General features: G+C 48.5%; 19 protein-coding genes. 11 read left to right on the top strand and 8 right to left on the bottom strand.

Translation table 11 applies throughout. From position 1 onward, the window contains the following. Nucleotides 1-164: 164 nt before the first annotated feature. From Mcas_RS17250 to Mcas_RS00450, 4 genes are all read right to left on the bottom strand, one after another. Entirely contained in the window at nt 165-4,811 is a 4,647-nt protein-coding gene (locus Mcas_RS17250; protein ID WP_162176212.1) for an FG-GAP-like repeat-containing protein, read from the bottom strand. Nucleotides 4,812-5,182: 371 nt separating this feature from the next. Beyond that, a complete protein-coding gene (locus tag Mcas_RS19380; protein ID WP_156032977.1) occupies nt 5,183-5,386 on the bottom strand; it encodes a type II toxin-antitoxin system VapC family toxin in 204 nt (67 codons plus the stop codon). A 173-nt stretch (nt 5,387-5,559) separates the two neighbouring features. Beyond that, complete coding sequence (locus Mcas_RS00455) at nt 5,560-5,784, bottom strand: PIN domain-containing protein (protein WP_040333329.1); 225 nt, start codon at nt 5,782-5,784, stop codon at nt 5,560-5,562. A gap of 11 nt (nt 5,785-5,795) precedes the next feature. Further along, nucleotides 5,796-6,062: an antitoxin family protein gene (locus tag Mcas_RS00450; protein WP_040333327.1), complete on the bottom strand. Its 267-nt coding sequence runs from the start codon at nt 6,060-6,062 to the stop codon at nt 5,796-5,798. A 259-nt stretch (nt 6,063-6,321) separates the two neighbouring features. Here Mcas_RS00450 and Mcas_RS15905 point away from each other — a divergent pair, with 259 nt between their 5' ends. From Mcas_RS15905 to Mcas_RS00415, 7 genes are all read left to right on the top strand, one after another. Then, a complete protein-coding gene (locus tag Mcas_RS15905) occupies nt 6,322-7,656 on the top strand; it encodes an ISKra4 family transposase (protein WP_052566627.1) in 1,335 nt (444 codons plus the stop codon). A gap of 225 nt (nt 7,657-7,881) precedes the next feature. Next, a complete protein-coding gene (gene rsfS, locus Mcas_RS00440; protein WP_081853482.1) occupies nt 7,882-8,241 on the top strand; it encodes a ribosome silencing factor in 360 nt (119 codons plus the stop codon). An 82-nt stretch (nt 8,242-8,323) separates the two neighbouring features. Continuing rightward, nucleotides 8,324-9,073, top strand: a complete 750-nt coding sequence (locus Mcas_RS00435) for a TIGR00266 family protein (RefSeq protein WP_052566626.1) — start codon at nt 8,324-8,326, stop codon at nt 9,071-9,073. 26 nt (nt 9,074-9,099) lie between these two features. Next, nucleotides 9,100-9,681, top strand: coding sequence for a TerD family protein (locus tag Mcas_RS00430; RefSeq protein WP_040333320.1), 582 nt, complete (start codon nt 9,100-9,102; stop codon nt 9,679-9,681). 60 nt (nt 9,682-9,741) lie between these two features. Next, complete coding sequence (locus Mcas_RS00425) at nt 9,742-10,320, top strand: TerD family protein (protein WP_040333318.1); 579 nt, start codon at nt 9,742-9,744, stop codon at nt 10,318-10,320. Nucleotides 10,321-10,433: 113 nt separating this feature from the next. Beyond that, the gene (locus Mcas_RS00420; protein ID WP_040333317.1) at nt 10,434-10,790 is read left to right on the top strand and encodes a hypothetical protein; all 357 of its coding nucleotides are present in this window, start codon (nt 10,434-10,436) and stop codon (nt 10,788-10,790) included. 94 nt (nt 10,791-10,884) lie between these two features. Continuing rightward, complete coding sequence (locus Mcas_RS00415; RefSeq protein WP_162176211.1) at nt 10,885-11,718, top strand: metal ABC transporter solute-binding protein, Zn/Mn family; 834 nt, start codon at nt 10,885-10,887, stop codon at nt 11,716-11,718. Between the two features lie 51 nt (nt 11,719-11,769). Here the strand turns inward: Mcas_RS00415 and Mcas_RS00410 are convergent, their stop codons facing one another. From Mcas_RS00410 to Mcas_RS00400, 3 genes are all read right to left on the bottom strand, one after another. Continuing rightward, nucleotides 11,770-12,516, bottom strand: a complete 747-nt coding sequence (locus Mcas_RS00410; RefSeq protein ID WP_040333315.1) for an SAM-dependent methyltransferase — start codon at nt 12,514-12,516, stop codon at nt 11,770-11,772. Nucleotides 12,517-12,618: 102 nt separating this feature from the next. Further along, nucleotides 12,619-12,882, bottom strand: a complete 264-nt coding sequence (locus Mcas_RS00405; RefSeq protein WP_040333313.1) for a DUF2442 domain-containing protein — start codon at nt 12,880-12,882, stop codon at nt 12,619-12,621. 10 nt (nt 12,883-12,892) lie between these two features. Continuing rightward, nucleotides 12,893-13,153, bottom strand: a complete 261-nt coding sequence (locus Mcas_RS00400; RefSeq protein ID WP_040333311.1) for a DUF4160 domain-containing protein — start codon at nt 13,151-13,153, stop codon at nt 12,893-12,895. Nucleotides 13,154-13,498: 345 nt separating this feature from the next. On the opposite strand from Mcas_RS00400, the gene Mcas_RS00395 reads away from it, so the two are divergent. The 4 genes from Mcas_RS00395 (at nt 13,499) to Mcas_RS00380 (ending at nt 20,735) form a co-directional block, all read left to right on the top strand. Then, nucleotides 13,499-14,602, top strand: coding sequence for a response regulator (locus Mcas_RS00395; RefSeq protein ID WP_052566625.1), 1,104 nt, complete (start codon nt 13,499-13,501; stop codon nt 14,600-14,602). 83 nt (nt 14,603-14,685) lie between these two features. Then, the gene (locus Mcas_RS00390; protein WP_040333309.1) at nt 14,686-17,850 is read left to right on the top strand and encodes a phosphohistidine-like domain-containing protein; all 3,165 of its coding nucleotides are present in this window, start codon (nt 14,686-14,688) and stop codon (nt 17,848-17,850) included. 740 nt (nt 17,851-18,590) lie between these two features. Next, nucleotides 18,591-20,345, top strand: a complete 1,755-nt coding sequence (locus Mcas_RS00385) for a DUF262 domain-containing protein (protein WP_040333306.1) — start codon at nt 18,591-18,593, stop codon at nt 20,343-20,345. Nucleotides 20,346-20,447: 102 nt separating this feature from the next. Beyond that, nucleotides 20,448-20,735, top strand: a complete 288-nt coding sequence (locus Mcas_RS00380; protein WP_040333304.1) for a DUF167 domain-containing protein — start codon at nt 20,448-20,450, stop codon at nt 20,733-20,735. 154 nt (nt 20,736-20,889) lie between these two features. Here Mcas_RS00380 and Mcas_RS00375 read toward each other — a convergent pair whose 3' ends face one another. Further along, nucleotides 20,890-22,671 carry a terminase large subunit gene (locus Mcas_RS00375; RefSeq protein ID WP_040333302.1) on the bottom strand — a complete coding sequence of 594 codons (1,782 nt, stop codon included), beginning with the start codon at nt 22,669-22,671 and terminating at the stop codon, nt 20,890-20,892. Nucleotide 22,672: the final 1 nt, after the last annotated feature.

The following is a 22,672-nucleotide window of genomic DNA, read 5'->3' as shown; positions in this document are numbered from 1 at the left end:
ATTTGAGCGCTGATCGTATAACTTGGATACTTGTGCAGTGGCTTCACGCCTTGTCAGGTATTTGTTGGGGGTTGAGGGAGGGGCAGCACCCCCTGGTGTAATGGGGTAAACCCCTCCCTTTGCAGTTTCTTCTTTTTTTACTTAGTCACTTACTTAGCCTGCCACTATTTAGCCTGCCATTCCGGGGGCATACCCATCACAACGTAACCCTTGTCGGATATAGCCACGCCGTCCATGAACCACGCATACACGTCGCCATTGCCGGTGTTCTTCCAGAAGATGTCGGCCTTGCCGTTGCCGTCGTAGTCAGCCACGCTGAGTATCTGCCAGACGTTGGGCATCCCATGACTCACAAGACCGCCGCCAACTATCTTGAACCCGTCCATCAGCCACATGGCAACGTCACCCGATACGATGTCCTGCCAGAGCAGGTCGGCCTTGCCATCGCCATCAAAGTCAACGACCGCCTTTATCTGCCAACTGCCTGGAATACCACGTGATGAATAATCCATCTTTGAGATCGTCGTGCCGTCCATCAGCCAGACAACTATGTCGCCGTCGGTGTTTTGCCAGATGATATCGGCCTTCTTGTTGCCATCGAGATCGGCCACGGCCCTGATCGTCCACTCCGGCCTCATCCCCTTGACGATAAATCCGCCGCTCTTGATGTCCTTGCCGTTCATCAACCACACGGCCACGTCGCCAGATTCGGTGCTCTGCCACAGGATGTCCGCCTTGCCGTCGCCATCGAAGTCGCCGGCCTTCTTGAACTCCCACTCCTTGGGCAGACCCTTCAGTGCATAATCGTGGGCCGATATCTGCGTGCCGTTCATGATGTACATGTAGACATCGCCCTTGTCCTTGTGCTGCCAGACTATGTCGTTCTTGCCGTCGCCGTTGAAGTCGGCTATTCCCTTGATGTCCCAATCCGCCGTGATCCCCTTGACGACGTAATCGCCGCCGGTCAGACTGAACTTGTTCATAAGCCAGATGAAGACATCGCCGGATTGACTGCTACGCCAGATGACGTCGCTCTTGCCGTCGCCGTCAAAATCGTATATCGGCGTTATGGGGACTGAAAACTCGACGCTGACGTCCATGTCTTTAGACATCGTGAGCGTACATTGGCTGCCTCCTGTGACTGTTGTTGTGTCGCAACCCGTCCAGCCCTTTACAGTTGAGCCTTGTGCTGGGGTCGCGGTAAGGATAACAACGTCGTTTATGACATACGATGCCAGACATGTCTTGCCATCGCTGCTACAGTTGAGTTTTCCGGTGGATGCTGCTACGGTGCCGCTGCCGTTGCCGGTTATCTTGAGGGTGAGAGTTACACCTCCACTGTCCTGCGTAACCGTGAATGTCTGCCCGGCTATGGTCATCGTACCAAGTCGCGGTTCTGTACTTGTATTGGCTGCCACTAAATAGTACACCGTGTCACTGCCGCTACCGGAGCTGCCGGAGGTTATCGTTATCCAACTGTTGTTGCTTGCCGCAGTCCATGAACATCCGCTCCCTGCTGCTGTGACAATGACGCTGTCCTTTCCACCAGATACATTGAACTTTTTGTTCGTAGGGGCAATTGTATAGGTGCAGGCAGGTTCCTGATTCACAGTAAATGTCTGTCCGGCGATAGTTATCGTGCCGGTGCGGGAGGCTTGGGTTGTGTTTACCGCAACGGAATAGGATACCACACCTGCGCCGGTTACCGCGCTGCCTGATGTTACGGTGATCCAGTCAACGCCGCTTGTTGCAGTCCACTGGCAGGCGCTTGTTGAGGTCTTTACCGTTACATCACCGGTACCGCCTGTTGCAAGGAAATCCTTGATAGTTGGGGTGATTGTATAGGTGCAGTTGCTACTTCCAGGCTGCGTTACAGTAAAGGTCGCTGTAGCGTTTTGTCCTGCAACGGTTATCGTACCGGTGCGAGGGGTTGTAGCCGTGTTTGCCGCAACGGTGTAATTGACCGTGCCGGTGCCGGAGGTAGTTACAGTCAGCCATGAGGTGTTGTTGCTTGTCGCTGTCCATGTGCAACCACTGCTTACGCTAAAGCTGCCACTATCACCGGATGGTGATGTGAAGGTTTTGCTCGTTGGATTGATTGTTATGGCACAATCAGGTGGCAACTGGGTCACTGTCAAGGTCTTTCCCTCAATCGTTATCGTACCGGTGCGGGAGGTTGTACCCGTGTATGCCTCAACGGTGTAACCGATTGTACCGATTCCGGCCCCTGAATTCCCCGATGCAAACTTTATCCATGATACGTTGCTCGTTGCCGTCCATGAACAACTGCTGTTTACGGCCACGCTAACGGTATCGCTGCCGCCTGCTGCGGGGAATGACTTGATTGTCGGAGAGATTGTGTAGGTGCATGGCGTTGGCGTTGGTGTTGGTGTAGGTGGTGGCGTTGGGATGAGTGTAAACGTTGCAACTACCGTGTGATTTGCGGTGATGTTGGTTATCGTGTAGGTAGTTTGGGATGCACCGGTAAAGACGCTTGCGCCGTTGTCCGTCAGTGCTGACAGGTTGAAGTTGGAGTTCGGCGTTATCGTGCATGTGGATGACCCGCCGCTTGATACGCTTGTGGGCGTGCAGGAGATTGAGCCGCCCGTGTTGGCTGTTGCTGTTACGGTGTAAGTTGTCGGTGGGATGATCGAAAACGTTGCCATTACCGTGCAGTTAGCGGTGATAGCGCCTGTTGTATACGTGTTGCCGGATAGAGAGCCGCCGCATCCGGTTACTGATCCGATGGAGTATCCTGTGTTTGGCGTTACCGTGAATTGCGTTGTCGCGCCGGAGGTAACGGTCTGAGGCGTTGACGGGGTTATTGTCCCGCCCGTGCCCGCTGACGGCGTTACCGTGTAGGTGTAGGTGGGGGTTGGGGTGGGTGTAACACCGGATGTAGCTGTTGTCTTAACCTCTCCAAGGGTTACATATGATGCTGTGCCACCATAATTATCACCTAACAGTGCAGAGATAGCACCATTTTGGAAATCACTCTGGTTGGTGATAGTACCTGGTACAGTCAGAAATACAGTACCACCATTGTTATCATAGTTACCCGTAGCGGTTACTGATTGGTAGGTGTTATCGCTGTTAACCTTAATCCTAGTGTAATACCAGGTATCATCAGATATAACAACAGAACCTTCCCAAGAGTGATGTGTCGTCATAGATCCAATAGAAATAGCTTTAGTTGGTGGGGATGTATTCCATAGTAAAATACCAGCTCCCATATACCCTGCACCATGAGCCTTCCACTTTATATATGTCTCAGAGCCTATAAAGTTAAAGGTAGACTTTGATGCTAATTCAGCTCCTACACGGTAGCCATAACCATTAAATTGTAGCCCGTCTGATGTCACTGACATATTGCCAGTGCTATCGAAAACCCACTCTTTGTATTCATTCCAATTAGCTGGTGTTAAAGGGATGGTTGTTGAAGTAGCTTTATACTTGGACACAAACATAGAAGAATCAACGGCAGGGTCCGATACCGGTTCACCGCCTGTATCGGTGTTGAAATTAATGGTACCGCTAAATTCTCCTGTGACGTATATGTCATTGTTTGCAGGATTCAAACAAAATCCGCTAAGACCTACCGTACCTGAAGCTGAACCAATTGTGCGGCTCCATAGGTAATCGCCATCTTTAGACAGCTTAAGCATGTATGAATCGTTTGATCCAACTGCCGTCTTGCTGACTACACCAGAGCCAGGGTCCAGATCAAACGTCCCCTGAAAAGCTCCGCCAAGGTAAATGTTGTTATTGGCATCTAACATCATCTTAGCTAACCCGTTACTCCCGCTACCACTCAAAGACTTGAGCCAGGTAACCTGACCTGACGGTGATATCTTTGATATAAAGGAGTTATTTACTGAAGAAGTGAGAGTAGTCGTACCAATCGTTAGAGTCCCTGAAAAATATCCCCCAACTAAAACGTTACCCTCGGAGTTTACTTTTACTTGGTGAACAAAGTTTGGCTTAGAGGTGACTGCACCAGTGAAATCAGTCTTCCACAACATGTTACCACTGGAGTCATACTTTCTCAAAAAACCATTTGTAACATCACTTGAGGGATAACTATATCCACCCAGGTAAATGTTGTTTTGAGCATCTGTTGCAACGGAGTTACCATAATCGGTATACGCACCACCAAACGTCTGTACCCAAACCACGGTACCGTCTTTCGTTGCCTTGAGGAGATAGACATCATGAGCTCCGACCGATGTCTTGGTTATACCGGCAGCAAATGTCACAGTTCCCTGAAATCCACCAGTAGCATATAGATAGCCATCACTTGAAAGCTCTATAGAGTTACAGGGAGCGTAATTGTTAAGGCTTCCATATTGCAAAGACCAACCTCTGGTACCGTCAGGACTGAATTTAGTGATAATACCCGCTGGTCCCCAAGCTGAAGGGTATGAACCGGTATCCTCACCGCCACATGTATAAATGTTACCACTTGAATCTGATACTACACTAGTGAGCCAGTCGTTGACCGAGCCGCTATAGCCAGTCCTCGACCATCCACCTTTGGTGTATGTTGCATCACTATCCATCTTCCATACATACCAGTCCCTAAATGAACTTGAAGAGCGGCTATCGCTGCCCCCTGCCGGATGAAAGTTGATAGTCTGTGTGAAAAAACCTACCGTTATCAGGTTTTGTGTCGCTGTATCAAACCTACAGTCGTTGCCGCCATTACTCCACCCGGACAATAGGGTTTTTGTCCAGGCATATTCGTATTGGTCAGCGCCTCTTGCTACCCCCCCCCCGTAAGCAAAAACCATGCCAAACGCGAGGAGTGTCAAAAAAATACTTCCTGCTCTGTAACCTTTCTTAAACATGTTCCGTAACCTCCTTAAGTCTCAATGAAATTGCTCATTCCCCCGACTAATGCCAAGGGGTACCAATGTCACCAATCTTGCTTAATAACACGAAACTGCAACACAACTGTCGATGCTCACAATACATCAACACATAATACACCACCTCCTTATAACGACATTATACAATTGCCTCGTCAGACTATTATAAACATAGCGTTAAAAATAATGCAAGCAAATTATTTCTATAGAACGATAGATCAGTACAGATAATTACGTCTACAAATTTTTATGTAATTTGTTTATTATCAAGGGGGTATGCCATGTAACTGGTAAAGTCGGGCTTTAATATAAGTTTAACTTTCTTTACATCTTTCGTAAAAATCCGTAAACCCTGCCCGTCTAAAATCTTCGTCAAACGAAAAATACTCCAAGATATTTTTTTCTTTCATCAAAACAAAACTGGTACAGTCGGTAAAGGAATAAATTTTATCGCTATACTTTTTAAAATACCCCCATGCTTCTTTTTGAAGTTCCTCGGTAAGCCACACAAACTCTATTACATTACTGCTTAAAACGTATCCTCTTTATATTTCATGGTAACTATGCTTTTACGCATCCTGGATTCCTGGTCAAGCCAGGAATGACACACTTGGAAAACGGCTGTAACTGTCATTCCTGCGAAAGCAGGAATCCATGCCTTTTAACCGTGAAATAAAAATTACCCTGCTTTTTAAAGAGGATACCTTAAAACAAACTCTCCCATTTTTACAGCTATTTCATGGTTAGTTCTGGCTAAACACAAAGTGAGAGCCTCATCAAAAATAAAATTGGTTGATACCATTTTTGTTCTTTGTTTTTTTATAACTGTCATGACCTCCATTGCTGCCGTATGGTTTTTATCTTTTTTGTTAAAAAACGCCGGCAAGGCACTGGTATCAAGAAAGACTGTAAACATACTGTTTGTAATTACTTATTGTTTTTTACTAAACCATAGAGATATTTGTCGTGATTTTCTGATAAATCATATTCTCCGTTTTTAATAATCCCAGCTAATCTAAATAAAGGGTCGTTTTCCCAAATATCGTTACTGTTTAAATCAACGGCTTCTTCCGGTTGACTGCTCTCTATTTCATCTAATGGGATAACCTTAAACTTCTTACCCTCTGGTAAATCTACTGGTTCCATTGGCTCCAGAACGCCATGTAAAACTCTAACCTCAAATGTTGTTATCATCTCGTTCCCTCCTTTTAGCTCCATTTCTGAGTGTTTAATGCTTTTCATAAAATAAAAGCTAAGGTCTCTACCTGTAGTTTAGCATATCAGCTTAACGAAATCATACAATTACCTTCATCCAGCTCTTATAAATATTATTATAAATATAGTGTTAAAATTAATGCAAGCGGGTGCATAAAAAAGTAGTGGCGGTTTTTTTAGCCCTCACAAATGTTTTAGAATATAGTTAGAACAAAAACCTAAAACACTGGAGGGCTATATGAATAATATAACAAACATAGGAGAAGAAACAAGGGATAGACTAATCTCAGAATTAGGAGATATGTTAAAAGGCGCTGTACAAGCAATGTTGGGAGATGTTTTTGATATAAATGCGGTGGAAAGCAATTTTACAGAATTGTTCATGATACTTCGCAAGAAAGTGACGGAAGAAATATTCCAACAAATGGATATTGAACATACAGAGTGTAAAGAATGTGGCAACAAGATGAGAAGTAAGGGGGAAAAACACAGAAAGATAAAGGGTTTAGTGGACTACGATATACAGGTCAGAGTGTTTTATTGTGACAAGTGTGACCGTTATGAAAGACCATTAGATAAGATAATCGGCAATACGGGACAAATCACATTAGAGGTTAAAGAAGCGATGGTGTTGTTAGGTCAGCGTATACCATTTGAAGAAGCGAGTTCTTACATTAAAAAGCTATTAAAGGTAGAGATAAGTCATGAAAGCATACAGGAATTGGTGGAGGGTACAGGTGAAAAGATATCAAAAGAGGAAATGGAAATAGTAGCAAACGAAATAAATGACAATGGATATGTGAAAGATTGGAAAGACGGTGAACGAGTAAATGATATAGCGTATATGGAATTAGATGGCAGTATGGTACAAACAAGGGAAGAAGGTTGGAAAGAAGTAAGAAATGGAGTACTATTTGCCCAAAAGGATAGATTTGAAGTAGACAAAAACCATAACGAAGTATATCGGAAGAAATATTTCTCAGTATTTAACGATGGGAAAAATTCTCTGGATGCTTTTAAAAATAGGACTACCTTAGAGGCATACAAATTTGGATTTCACAATTATGCTAAACCCGTTATTTTGGGGGATGGTGCGCCGTGGATATGGGATTATGCCTCTATCTATCATCCTTATGCCATACAGATATTAGATTATTATCATGCAGATGAATATTTAGGCAATGCGATAAATGCCATTAAACCTAAAGATGACAAACAAAACAAGCAAATAGAAGAGCAAGGCAAACAATTAAAAGATTGGTTATGGGAAGGTAAAATTGACGAGATAATCTTGTTTCTTGAAAAAATGCCAAAACACAAGGAAATTGTAGATTGCTTGCGTTATTATCGGAATAATCGTTTTAGAATGAATTATGGCAAGTATCGGCAAGATGGTATTGATATAGGCAGTGGAGTTATAGAGAGTTCCCATCGTATTATAGTGCAAAGCAGAATGAAACAATCGGGCATGCATTGGAACAAGAAAAACGTCCAACCTATGGTATCACTAAGAGCATTATATCTATCTGGACGATGGAGCAATATTGTCACACATCTAAAGGTTGCAGCCTGATGCCACCAAAAATTTATGCACCCGAAAAAAGTCCAGAAGTATTTTTAGAAGCTGATGTCGCCTTGCTCTCTCAACCAGAATAAATTCACCGTGGAGCGCTACCCCTCCCTGTTGCATAAAACCATGCAGTCATTATATAATAGAACAGGTATTTTCTACAGGCCGGATGACGTAGGTCAATCTTGGTCGTATGCCAGAGCGAAAAAACTTATGCTGAGGTAAGATATTATAACAATAGCAGACAAACTAAAGACCATCGTCAACGCCTTGGAGGACAAGAAGGCCGAAGACATTTCAATACTCAGGCTGCAATCGCTGACGGCCATCACCGACTACTTCGTGATATGCACCGGTACAAATCCGCCACAGATAAAGGCTATAGCAGACAACGTGGAGAGACGCCTGAGAGACTCCGGCGTTAAACCCTTAAGCATCGAGGGCCTCAGACACGCACAGTGGGTATTGATGGACTACAACGATGTGATCATACACGTCTTTACACCGCAGATGAGGGACTACTATCAACTGGAGCGGCTCTGGCTGGATGCCCCGTCTCTGACAGCCCAAGAGCTAAGGGCCTCCTGATGAGGGTAGTTATCCTGCACTTGCAAAAGACCAAAGCCTGCTATCTCAGGGGCATTAAAAATAATAAAGAAGGAGTGTATCTATGCCTGAATTTCAAGTAGTGGGAAATGTAGACCCCTTTCTGCTGATAACGCTCAAGAAGGGAGAACGCATCTATGCCGAGTCCAACGCAATGGTCACAATGGATGCGGTGCTGGAGCTTAAGGGCAAGATGGCCGGAGGTTTTTTCAGCTCTCTGGCGCGGAAATTTACGTCGGGGGAGTCCTTTTTTCAGCAGTCTCTGGAGGCTACCCACGGAGAGGGACAGGCACTGTTATCGCCCACCCTGCCGGGGGATATTGAAATCCTCGATGTTGGCGTAAACCAGTACCGCTTAAATGACGGAGCCTTTGTGGCGGCCTCAGACACCGTACAGATCAGCGTTAAGTCTCAGGGGATCGGCCAGGCGTTATTTGGTGGAACGGGTGGGTTCTTTATCATGGAGACCTCGGGTCAGGGCAAGTTGGCAGTGTCAGGGTTTGGAACGATGTTTGGGCTGGACGTCAAGGCCGGTTCGGACGTCATCGTGGACAACTTTCACGTCGTTGCCTGGGACAGGAATCTCAACTACAACATATCGCTCTCTACGTCCAAGGGCGGATTCCTGAGCAACCTTGTGGGCAGTGTGACCACCGGTGAGGGCGTCGTCAATCGCTTCAGCGGCAATGGAAAGGTCTACGTGTGCTCACGCAACCGCAGCGGATTCCTGGGCTGGATTGCCTCAAGTCTGCCCACCGCTGGCAGCAGCAGAGGCAGTGGCTCCAATATCAATATCTCCAGAGACTTACTGTAAATACTTACTATAAGGAGGATGTAACTATGGCTGTCAATCTTTCCAAGGGACAGAAGATATCGTTAGAGAAGGAGGCGGGCGGCAGGCTCACAAAGGTGATAATGGGGCTTGGCTGGGACGTCAAAAAGTCGGGTGGATTTCTGGGGTTTGGTCAAAAGAGTCAGACCATCGACCTGGATGCCTCCTGCGTGCTCTTTGACGAGGCCGGTGAACAGGTCGATGTGGTGTGGTTCAAGCAGCTTAAGAGCAAGGATGGCAGCATCACACACACGGGCGACAATCGCACGGGTGCCGGTGAGGGCGACGACGAACAGATAATCGTTGATCTCACCGCCGTCCCTGCCAACGTCAAGACGTTGATGTTTGTAGTCAACAGCTTTACCGGACAGAGCTTTAAGGATGTGGAAAACGCCTTCTGCCGTCTCATAGACCAGCAGAACGGCAAGGAGGTGGCACGGTTCAATCTCAGCTCGCAGGGGTCTCACACGGCACAGGTCATGGCGAAGGTCTATCGTCACGGCGGCGAGTGGAAGATGCAAGCCATTGGCGAAAACGCAAGCGGACGCACGTTCAAGGACTTGATGCCGGTTATGCGTCAGGCCCTTTGAGCCGGCAGGGCTTTGGAATAATGTTTATACTTCAAATAAAAAAACTAAGGAGGTTTGACAATGGCTATTAGTCTGACAAAAGGTGGTAATGTATCATTAACCAAGAGTGCTCCGGGGCTGAAGAAGATGTTTGTAGGGCTTGGGTGGGATGCCCGTATAACTGACGGGTCTGCCTTTGACCTGGATGCCAGTGTTTATTTACTTGGCGCCAACGGTAAGGTGCGCAGTGACGCCGATTTTATCTTCTTTAACAACCTGAAGTCGGCCGAGGGATCAGTTGAACATATGGGTGACAACCTCACCGGTGCCGGCGAGGGCGATGATGAGATGGTAAAAGTAGACCTGGACAAGATACCTGCCGATGTCTCCAAGCTGGTCTTTGGCGTGACGATCTACGACGCCGATAAACGCAAACAGAATTTTGGCATGGTACGTGCCGCATTTATTCGTATCGTAAACCAGGACGACAACAAGGAGGTTGCCCGCTATGACCTGTCCGAGGACTACAGCACGGAGACGGCCATGCTCTTTGGTGAACTCTACAAACACAACGACGAGTGGAAGTTCAAGGCCATAGGGGAGGGATTCTCCGGCGGACACGCCGCAATGGCAGGCAGCTACGGTGTCAACGTAGGTTAAAGAGAAATGAGGGTGGTGGCTCCGCTTCTTTAGCTGCAACGGGGGTGGGCCAGGGGGTGAGCCATCCCCCTTTCAAAAAAAAGAACGGTTTATGAAAGAAAAAGAGGCCCGTAATGTTGTACAGAGATAACCTGGAGCTGGATATAGACAAATACTGCCTGAGATACGGCCTGGATGATAACTACCACACGCTATGCTCAAACTGTTTGACCAATAACGTTATATCCATAGAGAGTCATCACAACCAATGTACCCACTGCGGACAAACACTCGATATACGCAGATATCCAATCTCCGTCATTGCAATAAGAGGCAATAACGTAACGTCGGCAGTCATAAGGGACCAAGACGGTCTGCGTGTCGTATGCGGTAGCTGCGGGCTTATCATCTACGTTAAATGCGAAGGAGAGGACTTCACGCAATGTATTGACTGCGGGATGCAGATCGATTACAGTAGCTATCCCGACTGAAATCTGCTATAAAGACAAGTTTTAACCGTCCTTGACAGATGCGGATTGAATTAATTATAATCAATGCAGTATGCTTATAACGAGAACCGTTTTGTTGACTGTTGTATTACTCCTGAGCCACGCACTTGCAATGGCACAGGTGCAGGTCACGGCTAGTTTCTATCCGCTTGCGCATTTTGCGGGGCAGGTGGGTGGCAACCTCGTGCATGTGACAAACGTCACTCCAACGGGCGTTGAACCGCATGAGTTTGAACCAAAGCCCCTGGATATCAAACGTGCATTTGCGTCCCAACTGTTCATCTTCAACGGCGGGGGTATTGACCCTTGGGCAGAAAAGCTACAAAACGACCTCAGTGCAAAAGGCGTGGTCACCCTGTGCATGGCCTGCCAACTGGTAAAACACGACGACCCGCACTTCTGGATTGACCCCGTCCTGGCCATCGAAGAGGTGCGACTCATCAGCGATACCCTCGGCAGGATCGATCCGAAAAATGAATCTACGTATAAGAAAAACGCTGAGGAATACATAAAAAAGCTGACTGCCCTGGACTCCGCCTTCAGAGAGGGCCTCAAGACCTGCCAACACCGCGAAATAGTCGTCACCCACAACGCCTTCAGCTACCTGGCCAGGCGCTATGACCTTACAACCCTGACGCTGGCAGGACTATCCCCGATCGAGGAACCCTCGGCACGCAAACTTGCCCGGATCGCACGGATCGTCAAGACCAAGGGGATCAGGCACATCTTTTTTGAGTCCCTGGTCAGCCCCAAGATAGCGCAGTCGATAGCCTCCGAAACGGGAGCGGTGACCCTGCCGCTTAACCCCTGCGAGGGCCTAACCACGGACGACGCCCAAGACGGCAAGGACTACATCGCCATCATGCAGGACAATCTCAAAAACCTGCGCATCGCCCTGTCATGCAAATGACAAGTGAGTTGCCGAGGCTCAACTAACGATCCCGCCGGATGCGCCAACGCATCAACGCGGCATCAGCGCAAATACCCCCCAGCCCAAATATTCACGCGTGTAAGCGGCGTAGCGCTCGGGTTCCGAGGTCAGTTTGGCTCGAACATCTTTCGCTAACTTGTCGTTGGGATTGGCTTCAAGCCATCGGCGCATGGTGAGCCATTTGGCCGCCTCGTATCTGTCCCAGCCGTCTTGGTCAGCCAGAACCATTTCAACGACGTCATAGCCAAGGTGGCCGAAAGAGGCGAGAAGTTCAGGAAGCATGAGAAAGTCGGAGATTGAGTTGGCAAGACACCCATTGGCAACATCTTCTGTCGGCGGAAACTTCCGCCAGTAGGGCTCGCCGATGAGGATGATCCCTCCGGTGCGCAGGCTCCGCGCCAGAAGCTCGATAGTGCCGACGACTCCCCCGGCGATCCAAGTGGCCCCGACACAGGCTGCCATATCGACCTTCTCGTCAGAGACGTAGCCGGCAGCATCGCCATGGATGAACTTGACTTGATCGGCGACGCCGAGTTCTTCAGCACGTAGTTTCGCTTGCTCGGTGAACAACTGGCTCATATCGATGCCGGTGCCGATGACACCGTGATCGCGTGCCCAGGTGCACAGCATCTCCCCCGAACCGCTGCCGAGGTCGAGCACTCGGGACCCCGATTCCAGACGCAGTGCCACGCCGAGAGTGGCGAGCTTTTCGGGTGTGATCGGGTTGTGGATGCGGTGAGCACTTTCAGTGATGTTGAATATTCGTGGAATGTCCATTGTGAAAACCTCCTTACGGTGTGAATAGATTCGGTCACGGCCTAACCAGTTATTAGCTGAACAATATCAACGGATGTAACATGAGATTTATCTCCCGGCTCATTACCTGACCGATAGTACCTCGTCTTCCTTCTCTACCCCTATCTCATACAAAAAGTCCGGTGACATGTCTGCTCCATTATCCCAGCATATAGTATCTATATCACGGTTAACGCAAACAGTCTTAAAATAGCTTATATCCCTTAATGGTTCAAATATCTCACCGTCCAGATGCTCCTCTAAATCAACGTATCTTACAATGTCATAGTCAAAGGTAATCATAAGTTTATAATCCGATATATACGATACCTTTCTCACAAATTTCATAACAAACCTCCTATCCCTTACGTGATATGCAACGTAATGGTTTTTTAGCCATTGCGAGTTCCCAATTTTCCATAAGCTCTTTTCTATGCTCAAATGCCCATTCAATAGTCAAGGATGCAATTCTTTCAGGGAGATACCCCTCAATAAGTCTTAGATCATCAATGGTAAAAACACCAGTCTGTTCTCCATACTTGGCATGAAAATGTGCCGGATTATGGTCCTTATAATAAATCATAATAACGATTCCTGAAAATCTGCTCACCTCTGGCATCTGTTTAGCATATTATAACATATTTTTAAAAACAAAGTTTCACCGTTCTTGGGGTTCTCCTTATGATTTAAGATGTTTTTACGAGATTTATTTTATCATAGGGAGGGCTAAAATATCATTAAAATTTAGGAGTTTTGCAAGAGGCTCAATTATACCATAATTCTTGTCGTTATAAAAATACCTGGTTTCGTGTATAGATTTTTTACGTGAGGTAACACGTCCCCCTGATAGTTCCAGCGTTAAATGACACTTCCAAAAAGAGGCGAGTTTCTGGTAAAATTAAACCATGAATTTATATCTGAAAGGAGCTAACTGACAGCACGGGTAAATACTCAGGAGGGTGCAATGAACGAACAGACGCAACAGATAAAGAGGGACGTAGTGTTGGTGGTTGATGACACACCGGATAACCTCACGCTGATGAGCGGTCTTTTAAAGGACAAGTACAAGGTCAAGGTGGCCAACTCAGGTGAGCGGGCATTAAAGATAGCCAACTCCGATTCTCCCCCTGACCTGATCCTGCTTGATATAATGATGCCGGAGATGGACGGCTATGAGGTGCTGCGGAGGTTGAAGACCAGTCCGGCTACGGGTGACATACCGGTGATCTTCCTCACGGCCAAGGCCGAAGTCGAGGATGAGCGTCTGGGGCTTTCCCTGGGGGCCGTTGACTATATCACCAAGCCAATCAGCCCGCCCATTGTGATGGCGCGCGTGGGCAATCACCTGCAATTGAAGGCCATGCGCGATTTTCTGAGGCAAAAGAACGAGTTCCTTGAACAGGAGGTCAGACGTCGCACCGAAGAGATTACGGCCATCCAGGATGTCACGGTGCTTGCCCTTGGCTCCCTTGCCGAAACACGCGACAGCGACACCGGCAACCACATCCGCCGCACGCAGCACTATGTCATCGCCCTGGCCAATCACCTCCGTACAAACCCGCGTTTTGGGTGGTTTCTGACCGACAAAAACATCGTGTCGCTATTTAAGACTGCCCCGTTGCATGACATCGGCAAGGTGGGCATCCCCGACAACGTCCTGTTAAAACCAGGAAAACTCGACGACAACGAGTTTGCCGTCATGAAGACACACACGGTACTGGGCAAGAAGGCCATAGAGGACGCAGAGCAGAGGTTGGGTACGGAGGTGGAATTCTTGCGCTTTGCCAAGGAGATCGCCCTGTCGCACCATGAGAGATGGGATGGCGGGGGGTATCCCGATGGCCTCTCCGGTGATGATATCCCCATCCTGGCAAGGATCATGGCCGTTGCCGACGTCTATGATGCACTGATCTGCAAGCGTGTGTACAAGACCCCCATGACACACGAACAGGCAAAGAATATCATCGTCCAGGGAAAGGGGACTCAGTTTGACCCCGATGTGGTGGATGCATTTGTGGCTCAGGAGGAGGCGTTTATCAAAATCGCCAATCAATTCAGAGACAAATAAGTAAGGGTACGGAATTTGAGACTACGGTAATTATTAACCGCTAAAATAGTTAGCTTACCCGATATGCGCAAAAGAAAGGTTATATGACGACGTCACACGAAATAAACATTGACAGGGCCATCAAGCTGCTAGTTGAGAGTCATGAGCTGGATGACCACATTGAACTGCGGCTGTCCTTGCAGTACCCGCGCAAGTGTCTCCTGCACTGGGGGCTGTGTGCCAACAGATGGGCCAAGTGGCAGGTGCCACCGCAACCTTACTGGCCGCAGGAGAGCGTACCGTTCCAGCACACGGCCATACAAAGCCCCTTTCAACCCAACCACTCCGGGGGTAAACTTACCATCAGGATTGCCAGGGACATGGGGTTTAGCGTCCTGTCCTTTGTCCTGTTCTTCCCCGAGGAAAACCGCTGGGACAACAACCACGGCAAGAACTATCAGGTCCCCTTTGTATCGCACACTCAGACGGGGTCCACACTCAAGGACGAAGGGCTTTTGCACATCGCCGAGCGGATCATAAACGGCGAAATGGGCAACCACTCCTGGACTCTCATGCACAGGTTCAACCTCTGCCACGACCTCTGTGATGGCCTGCGCGGGGTGGGTTTCAGCCTGCTATTTGTCTGGCTGCGTTACTCGTTCCTCCGACAACTAGACTGGCAACGTAACTACAACACCCAACCCAGGGAACTCAGTCACTCCGTTGAGCGTCTGACACTCAAACTGGCAGAGAAGTTCATAAACGAATCAGACCTGCACGAAATCATCACACTGATGATGACCACACTCGGCGCCGGCGGAGACGGACAACGCATCCGTGACGAAATCCTGCAGATCATGCACCGACACAGAATAAAAGAAGTCACGGGACACTTCCTCGAAGAGTGGCACCAGAAGCTGCATAACAACACAACCGCCGATGACATCGCCATCTGTGAGGCGTACATACAGTTCCTCCACAGCAACGGCAACCACGACGTGTTCTACTCCACGCTCATGGCAGCCGGGATCAACAGGGAAAGGCTTGCCGGTTTCGAACGCCCCATCAAAACTCCCCCGGACTTCGTACCACACCTCAAGGATGCCCTGCTGCACGACTTTGGCAACTACCTCAATACCCTCAAGGCCGTTCACTCAGGCACAGACCTCTACAGGGCAACCAATGCAGCCCTGTACCTCTTCGACCATAGCGCCCAACACAAGCTGCACTCAATCCTGCACAACAGAGAACTGTCACTGTTTAGTGTTGCCTCTGCCATCACGGAGGTGTGCAGAGAGATCGCCCTGCGTCTGAATACCGAACGGGACCGCAAACGGGTCAGAGACCTGCTTTTTCTATCCCTGGCGCTGGAGGAACACCTCCGGATGCTGATAGAGCGAAACGTAAACCAGCACATGGGCATAGAGGAGCTTACACGCCTGATTGGCATAGTGGTGGAAAACATCCTCTTTACCAACACAACCGATGAACTCAGGGCCTGCTCCAGACACCTTGGCAGGTTGTCGTTTCAGGACAACGAGGGGTCAGCGAGGGGCGAGCCGCAATCTTGTCGCAGCGGGGCGCCCCCGCCCCTGGCTCAGTCCCCTGGCTCAATGTGGCGGTATCACTGCCTTGCCATCCTGGAACGCCTCAAGCGCCTCCTGGGTAGCTTCATTGACAGATACTACAGGATGTTTCACGACAACGCCCAGTTCCTCGGCAAGGCCTTTAACGCCGACTCCTGGACGGTTAACCTCTTTACGGAAGAAGTCATACGCACCCGCCTGATCTTTGCCCTGTCGCTGCTGTTGCAGTACCTTGAAACGGTACTCCTGAAGCAGGGCATACTTCCACAGTGGCAGGTCATCAGCCGACACAACGCCGTTGGTACGGTGGAAGTCGTTGACACCCTGCACAGGGTCACACACTCGACCTTTAACTCATCCACGATTATAATAACCGACAAGGTGGTAGGGGACGAGGAAATTCCAAAGGGGGTAACGGCCATTATATCGGCCAATAACATAGATGTTGTCTCCCACCTTGGGGTCAGGGCACGAAACGGTGCGGTGCTCTTTGCCACCTGCTACAATAAAGATGTCATAGAGCGTCTGAAGTCGTTTAAGGGGCATTGCCTGAACCTCCTGGTTACGGCTGCCGGAGAGGTATTATTTGAGGATACAGCGACAGGGGTCAGCGACCCCCGGCTTAATCCGGATGCCACCTCTGCACAACACTCAGAGGCACGCCACCAGATATCGCTGACTCCACGTAATAACGCATTTGAGACATACGCCCTGACATCCGGGCAATTCAGCGCCGCAACGGCAGGCCTCAAGTCCAACAACCTTGCAGCGCTCAGGGACAAACTCCCAAACTGGATTCACACACCGGCATCTGTGGTTATCCCCTTTGGCATATTCGATCACCTGATGCAACTCCCCGTCAATGCCGACGTCAAGAGGCTCTACGACAACCAGGTGAACGCCCTGGCTACAACAGACCAGTGTTTAACGGCAGCCCTGGACGCCATCAAGCAAACCATCATGTCGCTAACCCCACCCGATGCCCTCTTTCAGGCACTCACTGATACAATGCAGCAAGAGGGGATATCGCCTCCCGATGATTGGACCGAAGGATGGCGTTGTATCAAGCAGGTCTATGCCTCCGCATGGAATGAGCGTGCATACCTCAGTCGCAGAAACATGGGCATACCGCATGAGGCACTCTCCATGGCCGTCCTCATCCAGGGGGTTATCGAGGCAGAGTACGCATTTGTCATCCACACGCTAAACCCCCTAAACAACAGCAGAGATGAGCTATATGCCGAAGTCGTCCTGGGGCTTGGCGAAACGCTGGTGGGTAACTTCCCGGGTCGGGCGTTGAGCTTTACCTGCAACAAGGCAGACAAGACCCTGTCGCCCATCTTTTACCCAAGCAAGGGGGTAGGACTGTATGGAGCCAGGAGCGTCCTGGAGCGAAAAAGAAGCGGACTGATATTTCGCTCCGACACAAACGCTGAAGACCTCATGGGGTATGCGGGGGCGGGACTGTATGACAGCATCCTGTTACCGGCATCCAGGGAGGTCGTCCTCGACTATGCCGATGAGCCGCTGCTATGGGATAAACAATTTCAGGAGGGGCTAATGCGTGCCATTGCAGAGATAGGGATATCTATTGAAGACATCACGGGATCGCCTCAGGACATAGAGGGTGCCTATTGCAAGGGCACATACTACGTTGTCCAGAGCCGCGCACAGATGTTGTAGCAATACAAAGAAAGAAAGGGGCGGCTCCGCTTCTTTGTCGCTCCAGGACGCTCCTGGCCCCCCTTTAGAACCCCCCCGCAAGGGGGCCAGCCCCCTTGACCCCTTCCTTAGACGATTTGCCGTTGGTATTATAAACTCGAAGGGTATACGTTGTGTAGCAAAGAAAATACTAAAACTTGATCACAATATTCGTCACATACTTTAAGGGCATGACGTGAGAACAAATTAACCGTGACTGACTGTTGACAACAGATTATTTTTTATGTTACCCTGAGCACAATGTTTATCTTAATTATGAAAGGTGCAAAAATATAGGGTAGCACTCCAGTCTGGCGTGGTCACATCGCTTAAGCACAGTAACAATGCCATACTACGAAAATATACAAGTGGCTAAAATACTGGTAACCACGGTTGATTGTGGTGCTACCCATATATTAGAAATCACTGATAATAAACGGTATTTTTTTGTATGATAATTGCTTTTGTGTCATATTTTCAAGAGACTCAGAAGTGTAACAGGGCTAATTTGTTCTGTCTGAAGATCAAGATTGCAGGCTGTTTTTTTAGAATGACCCCCTCCCTTTTATCCCTCCCACAAGGGGAGGGAAATTTATGAGACACTAGCGCAATCCCCCTCCCTTTATGGGAGGGGCTAGGGGAGGGTGGGATGGGCAACGGCCACGGAGAACAAATTAGCCCTGGAAGTGTAAAAACGTAATTGAAACTTAAGGAGGATGTCTATGGCATTTCAAACGCCAATAACAGTGAAAGAAGCAGTTGATAACATTCATACCAAGAAGTACTTGCTCCCTGCTATCCAAAGAGAGGTTGTTTGGGATACTGACCAGATAGTATGCTTATTCGATTCATTGATGCGCGACTATCCAATCGGTTCTTTTCTCTTTTGGTATGTGACAAGAAACAATACTGACAAATATCAGTTCTATGAATTCGTCCGTGAATATCATGAACGAGACAATTGTCATAATGCAAAAGCTAATCTAAACGGGCAGGATGACATCACTGGAGTTCTTGACGGTCAACAGCGTTTGACTTCTCTATACATTGGTCTTAGGGGTTCTTATGCCTATAAAGAACCGAGAAAAAGATGGAACAATCCTTTGGCTTTTCCTGCCAGAAAGCTCTACCTAAACCTGCTATCTCCATACGAGGGCAACGATCAAATCGACATGCAGTTTGATTTCGCATTTCTTACAGATCAAGAAGCTAATCAACATGACGAGGGGGCTTTCTGGTTCATGGTCGGTCATATCTTGAGCTTTAAAAATCAAGCATCGGTTAATACGTACATGATTAACCAGCAACTCATGCAAAGACCAGAGGAGCAGGCAATTTTTGCCAATGAGGCACTTTTCAAGCTATGGTCGATAATACACGAAAAACCAGTGATTAATTATTTCCTCGAGAGAGATACAAGTTTACATAAGGTGTTGAATATCTTTATAAGGATCAACAGCGGAGGTACCACTCTAAGTTACTCTGACTTACTTTTATCAACGGCAACTGCTCAATGGGAAGAGCGAGATGCGAGAGAGGAAGTAACCGCTTTGGTAGACCAACTTAATGACATCGGTGACGGTTTCAATTTTGATAAGGATTTTGTTCTCAAGAGCAGTCTTGTCTTAAGCGATTTTACAGAAATTGCATTTAAAGTTGATAATTTCAACAAGACCAATATGCGAAAGATTGAACAACAATGGGATGAAATAACACAAGCCTTACTTAAAGCGGTTACTCTGGTGTCAGGTCTTGGATATTGCCGGAATACGCTTACCTCAAACTATGCCGTCATACCGATAGCATATTATATGAAAAAGATTGGTTCTCCGGCAAATTTTGATGTAGCCCAAAAGTACTCAGGGGAGCGTAAAGCAATCCAGAAATGGTTAATTCTTTCATTGATAAAGCGGGTTTTCGGTGGTACGCCTGATTCGGTTCTACGTCCAATACGAGAAATTTTGAAGGAGACCCATAACGGATTCCCATTAACTGAAATCATAGATAAATTCAAAGGAACAAACAAGTCTCTATCTTTCGTGGATGATGATATAGAACTCATACTTGACTATAGATACGATCAAACTTACACATTTTCGACCCTTGCTTTGCTTTATCCTTCATTGGATTTTAGGAACAACTTCCATATCGATCATATTCATCCCTTTAGTCATTTTACTCGTACCAAGTTACGCCGACGGGGAATTCGTGACAATGATACAGAGCTTTACATTGAGCATGTGAACACACTTCCAAATCTGCAACTTCTGGAAGGCATTCCTAATCAGGAAAAAAACGATACAGCGTTTGCGGATTGGTTTGGAGGGAATAACCCAACTAAAGATATGCAAGATAGCTATAGGAAACGGCATTACATCCCTGATGTTGATCTTTCCTTAAGTAATTTCATGAACTTTATCGAAGAACGAAAATATCTGATTCGTAATCAATTAAAACACCTTCTGGGTGTAACATAGGACAACAAACAATTCTTGAATTTATGATACAATCCTGTACTTTCGCATTTTTTTATAAACCGAAAAGTGCAAAATTATAGGTGATATGTGTCAGAGTTTAACATGCAGCCGTGTTATAACAAGAGTGCTACAGGCATTGTTGTGAGTATAAAGGTGATCCCGCGTGCTGCCGGCAACGAGGTTGTTGGCTGTGTTGATGGTGTTCTGCGCATCAGGGTCACGGCCGCCCCCGTCGATGGACAGGCCAACAAATTACTTGTCGAACTGCTCTGTAAGCACATCAAATCCAGGGACGCCTCCGCAAGGATCAAAAAATCCGATATCAGGATTATCAAAGGCAAAAAGTCAAAAAACAAGCTTGTCGAAATAACAGGCATAGACTCCATATAATAAATAACGGAGCATAAATGCTTAGAACATTAGGGTTAAGAATAATGGGGTCAAGGGGGCTGGCCCCCTTGCAGGGGAGGTCTGAGGAGGGGGCGGAGCCGCCCTCCTTCTTTCTTTTACCGTGAAATATAAAGGAGATACGCCCGTAGTGATTTCATGTCCATGCCTCTGTCGATATAACAACCCCGCGTTGTTGTGTGTGTGTCAGAGGTGGCAGCTTTGAGCAGACAAACCTGCCAATGGCCATTGCCATGACACGGTCGTCGTGCATTGCGTTTTGTGCACGACATTGCCCACCCTGAGTCCTGATAAAGGTTAGCATCTCCTCAAAGACCTCCCTGCTGACAATGCCGTGGCAGTCGTCCCTGATTTCTGCGATTAGGTTGTTGATGATAAGTTCCTTGCTGGTCCTGGTACTGAGCCAACCCAGCCGCCTCCTTGGCTTAACCGGAGGCACCAGCACCATCTCCGAGTATATGCGTGGGTAGTTGAGTTCCACGAGCTTTGTGATGGTGGTAAGGCCGTGGTTGTTCCTCTCCGGCACCAACCATGCATTGTTGTAGCGCCCACCCAGATGTGCCAGGAGCACGCCAAAGAGGTCAGGTTCGATAAACCCATGCCACTCGGCCACCTGTCTGGCCATATGCGCAACCTGCCCTTTACCCCCTGATACCGGACGCCAGATGACCTCGGCACAGGAGTAATCATGCCCCTCAAGCCCCTCGGAGACATCCGCACTGATCAGATATTGCCCGCCCGCAACAGGCTCCTCCCACACACGCAACCTGCCATCGGCTGCCGGACGCCACTGCCCCGTACCCAACTCACACTCGTACCTCTGCGCAGGCTCCCTGGCATCGGCCATCAGTCTCAGAATCTTCTGCGTGTTAAAGACCGACGCACTGGTGCTGACAAATGCCTCCACGGCAGAGGCCGGATACTCCTGCCTGAATCGGAGGATATCGCCCCCACAACGGTTTTCGATGGCCTGCCTGCGCCACAGCAACTGTGCCTCGTCCACACCGCAGATGTCCCTCAGCGCCGATTCATCTTCATTCAATATTAAGCCGGGGGACTGAGCCAGGGGCGGGTGCGACCCGCTGCGACAAGATTGCGGCTCGCCCCTCGCTGACCCCTCCAGTGGTTGACCACCATCCAGACGATAACCGTCAAAGACAAACCACGGGATAAAAACGGCACTGTATACGTTGCTGACACTGGAGCGTTCGTTGATACGGCTTTTAAACTGCGCCTTGCCGGTGGCGTCCCTGTAGAGTTCATAGACGTAACGGGCACTGAAGAATCGTTCGTAGAACTCACCCGACGGCCCCTTGGCAGTGCTTTCAAAGATAACCTCGGTCTCCGGCTGATCCGGGACACACTGCAGCAGGGAGGTCAGCAGGTCAGAGGCCGTGTGTGTCGGCCACTTTGCCACCTCCGACAGGTGCAGGTAGTGGATCAGTTGTCCGCTGCCAAAGTCCGTCTTACCCGCCGTTCCCACCCTGATGGCGCCGTCAAGCCCCAGCCCCGATGCCGTGTTGAACTCGATCTCCTTTTTGTTGTTGTGCAGTTGTGCGGGACGAAACTCCCAGGGAATGTGTCTGTGAAATCGCCGCGTCATATTGAATATGAACTCCGTGGCCTCCGGTTCGTGTGTCAACATGGCGGCGTAGCGGTTGAAGTGCGTGGTGGTCTTCCAGTAGAAGCGTCCTGCCACCCAGGTGCTGACCCCCTCGCGTCTGGCCTTGAGGATCAGCAGTCTGACGAGTCTGCCCTGGTTGCGGATGTCGCGGATTATCTCTTCCAGAAGCCGCTGTATTTCGTTGAGCAAAAACGGCAGGAGTTGCCCGTTGTCGCTCTGCACCTTCAGACAGGCACCGGCGTAGATACTAAAGACGTTGCAAATCTCCTGTTCTATTGTCTCAATTGCTTTCATT

Origin of the sequence: Candidatus Magnetobacterium casense (assembly GCF_000714715.1) — a bacterium.
Lineage (GTDB): Bacteria > Nitrospirota > Thermodesulfovibrionia > Thermodesulfovibrionales > Magnetobacteriaceae > Magnetobacterium > Magnetobacterium casense.
This window is presented reverse-complemented; position numbering and strand designations above follow the sequence as displayed.

Coding starts and splice junctions, on each gene's coding strand:
- Mcas_RS00420 (WP_040333317.1), top strand. CDS start 10,434: ATGTTGTACAGAGATAACCTGGAGCTGGATATAGACAAATACTGCCTG.
- Mcas_RS15905 (WP_052566627.1), top strand. CDS start 6,322: ATGAATAATATAACAAACATAGGAGAAGAAACAAGGGATAGACTAATC.
- Mcas_RS00410 (WP_040333315.1), bottom strand. CDS start 12,516: ATGGACATTCCACGAATATTCAACATCACTGAAAGTGCTCACCGCATC.
- Mcas_RS00385 (WP_040333306.1), top strand. CDS start 18,591: ATGGCATTTCAAACGCCAATAACAGTGAAAGAAGCAGTTGATAACATT.
- Mcas_RS00375 (WP_040333302.1), bottom strand. CDS start 22,671: ATGAAAGCAATTGAGACAATAGAACAGGAGATTTGCAACGTCTTTAGT.
- Mcas_RS00430 (WP_040333320.1), top strand. CDS start 9,100: ATGGCTGTCAATCTTTCCAAGGGACAGAAGATATCGTTAGAGAAGGAG.
- Mcas_RS00435 (WP_052566626.1), top strand. CDS start 8,324: ATGCCTGAATTTCAAGTAGTGGGAAATGTAGACCCCTTTCTGCTGATA.
- Mcas_RS00390 (WP_040333309.1), top strand. CDS start 14,686: ATGACGACGTCACACGAAATAAACATTGACAGGGCCATCAAGCTGCTA.
- Mcas_RS00455 (WP_040333329.1), bottom strand. CDS start 5,784: ATGTTTACAGTCTTTCTTGATACCAGTGCCTTGCCGGCGTTTTTTAAC.
- Mcas_RS00400 (WP_040333311.1), bottom strand. CDS start 13,153: ATGCCAGAGGTGAGCAGATTTTCAGGAATCGTTATTATGATTTATTAT.
- Mcas_RS00405 (WP_040333313.1), bottom strand. CDS start 12,882: ATGAAATTTGTGAGAAAGGTATCGTATATATCGGATTATAAACTTATG.
- Mcas_RS00450 (WP_040333327.1), bottom strand. CDS start 6,062: ATGATAACAACATTTGAGGTTAGAGTTTTACATGGCGTTCTGGAGCCA.
- Mcas_RS00425 (WP_040333318.1), top strand. CDS start 9,742: ATGGCTATTAGTCTGACAAAAGGTGGTAATGTATCATTAACCAAGAGT.
- Mcas_RS00380 (WP_040333304.1), top strand. CDS start 20,448: ATGCAGCCGTGTTATAACAAGAGTGCTACAGGCATTGTTGTGAGTATA.
- Mcas_RS00395 (WP_052566625.1), top strand. CDS start 13,499: ATGAACGAACAGACGCAACAGATAAAGAGGGACGTAGTGTTGGTGGTT.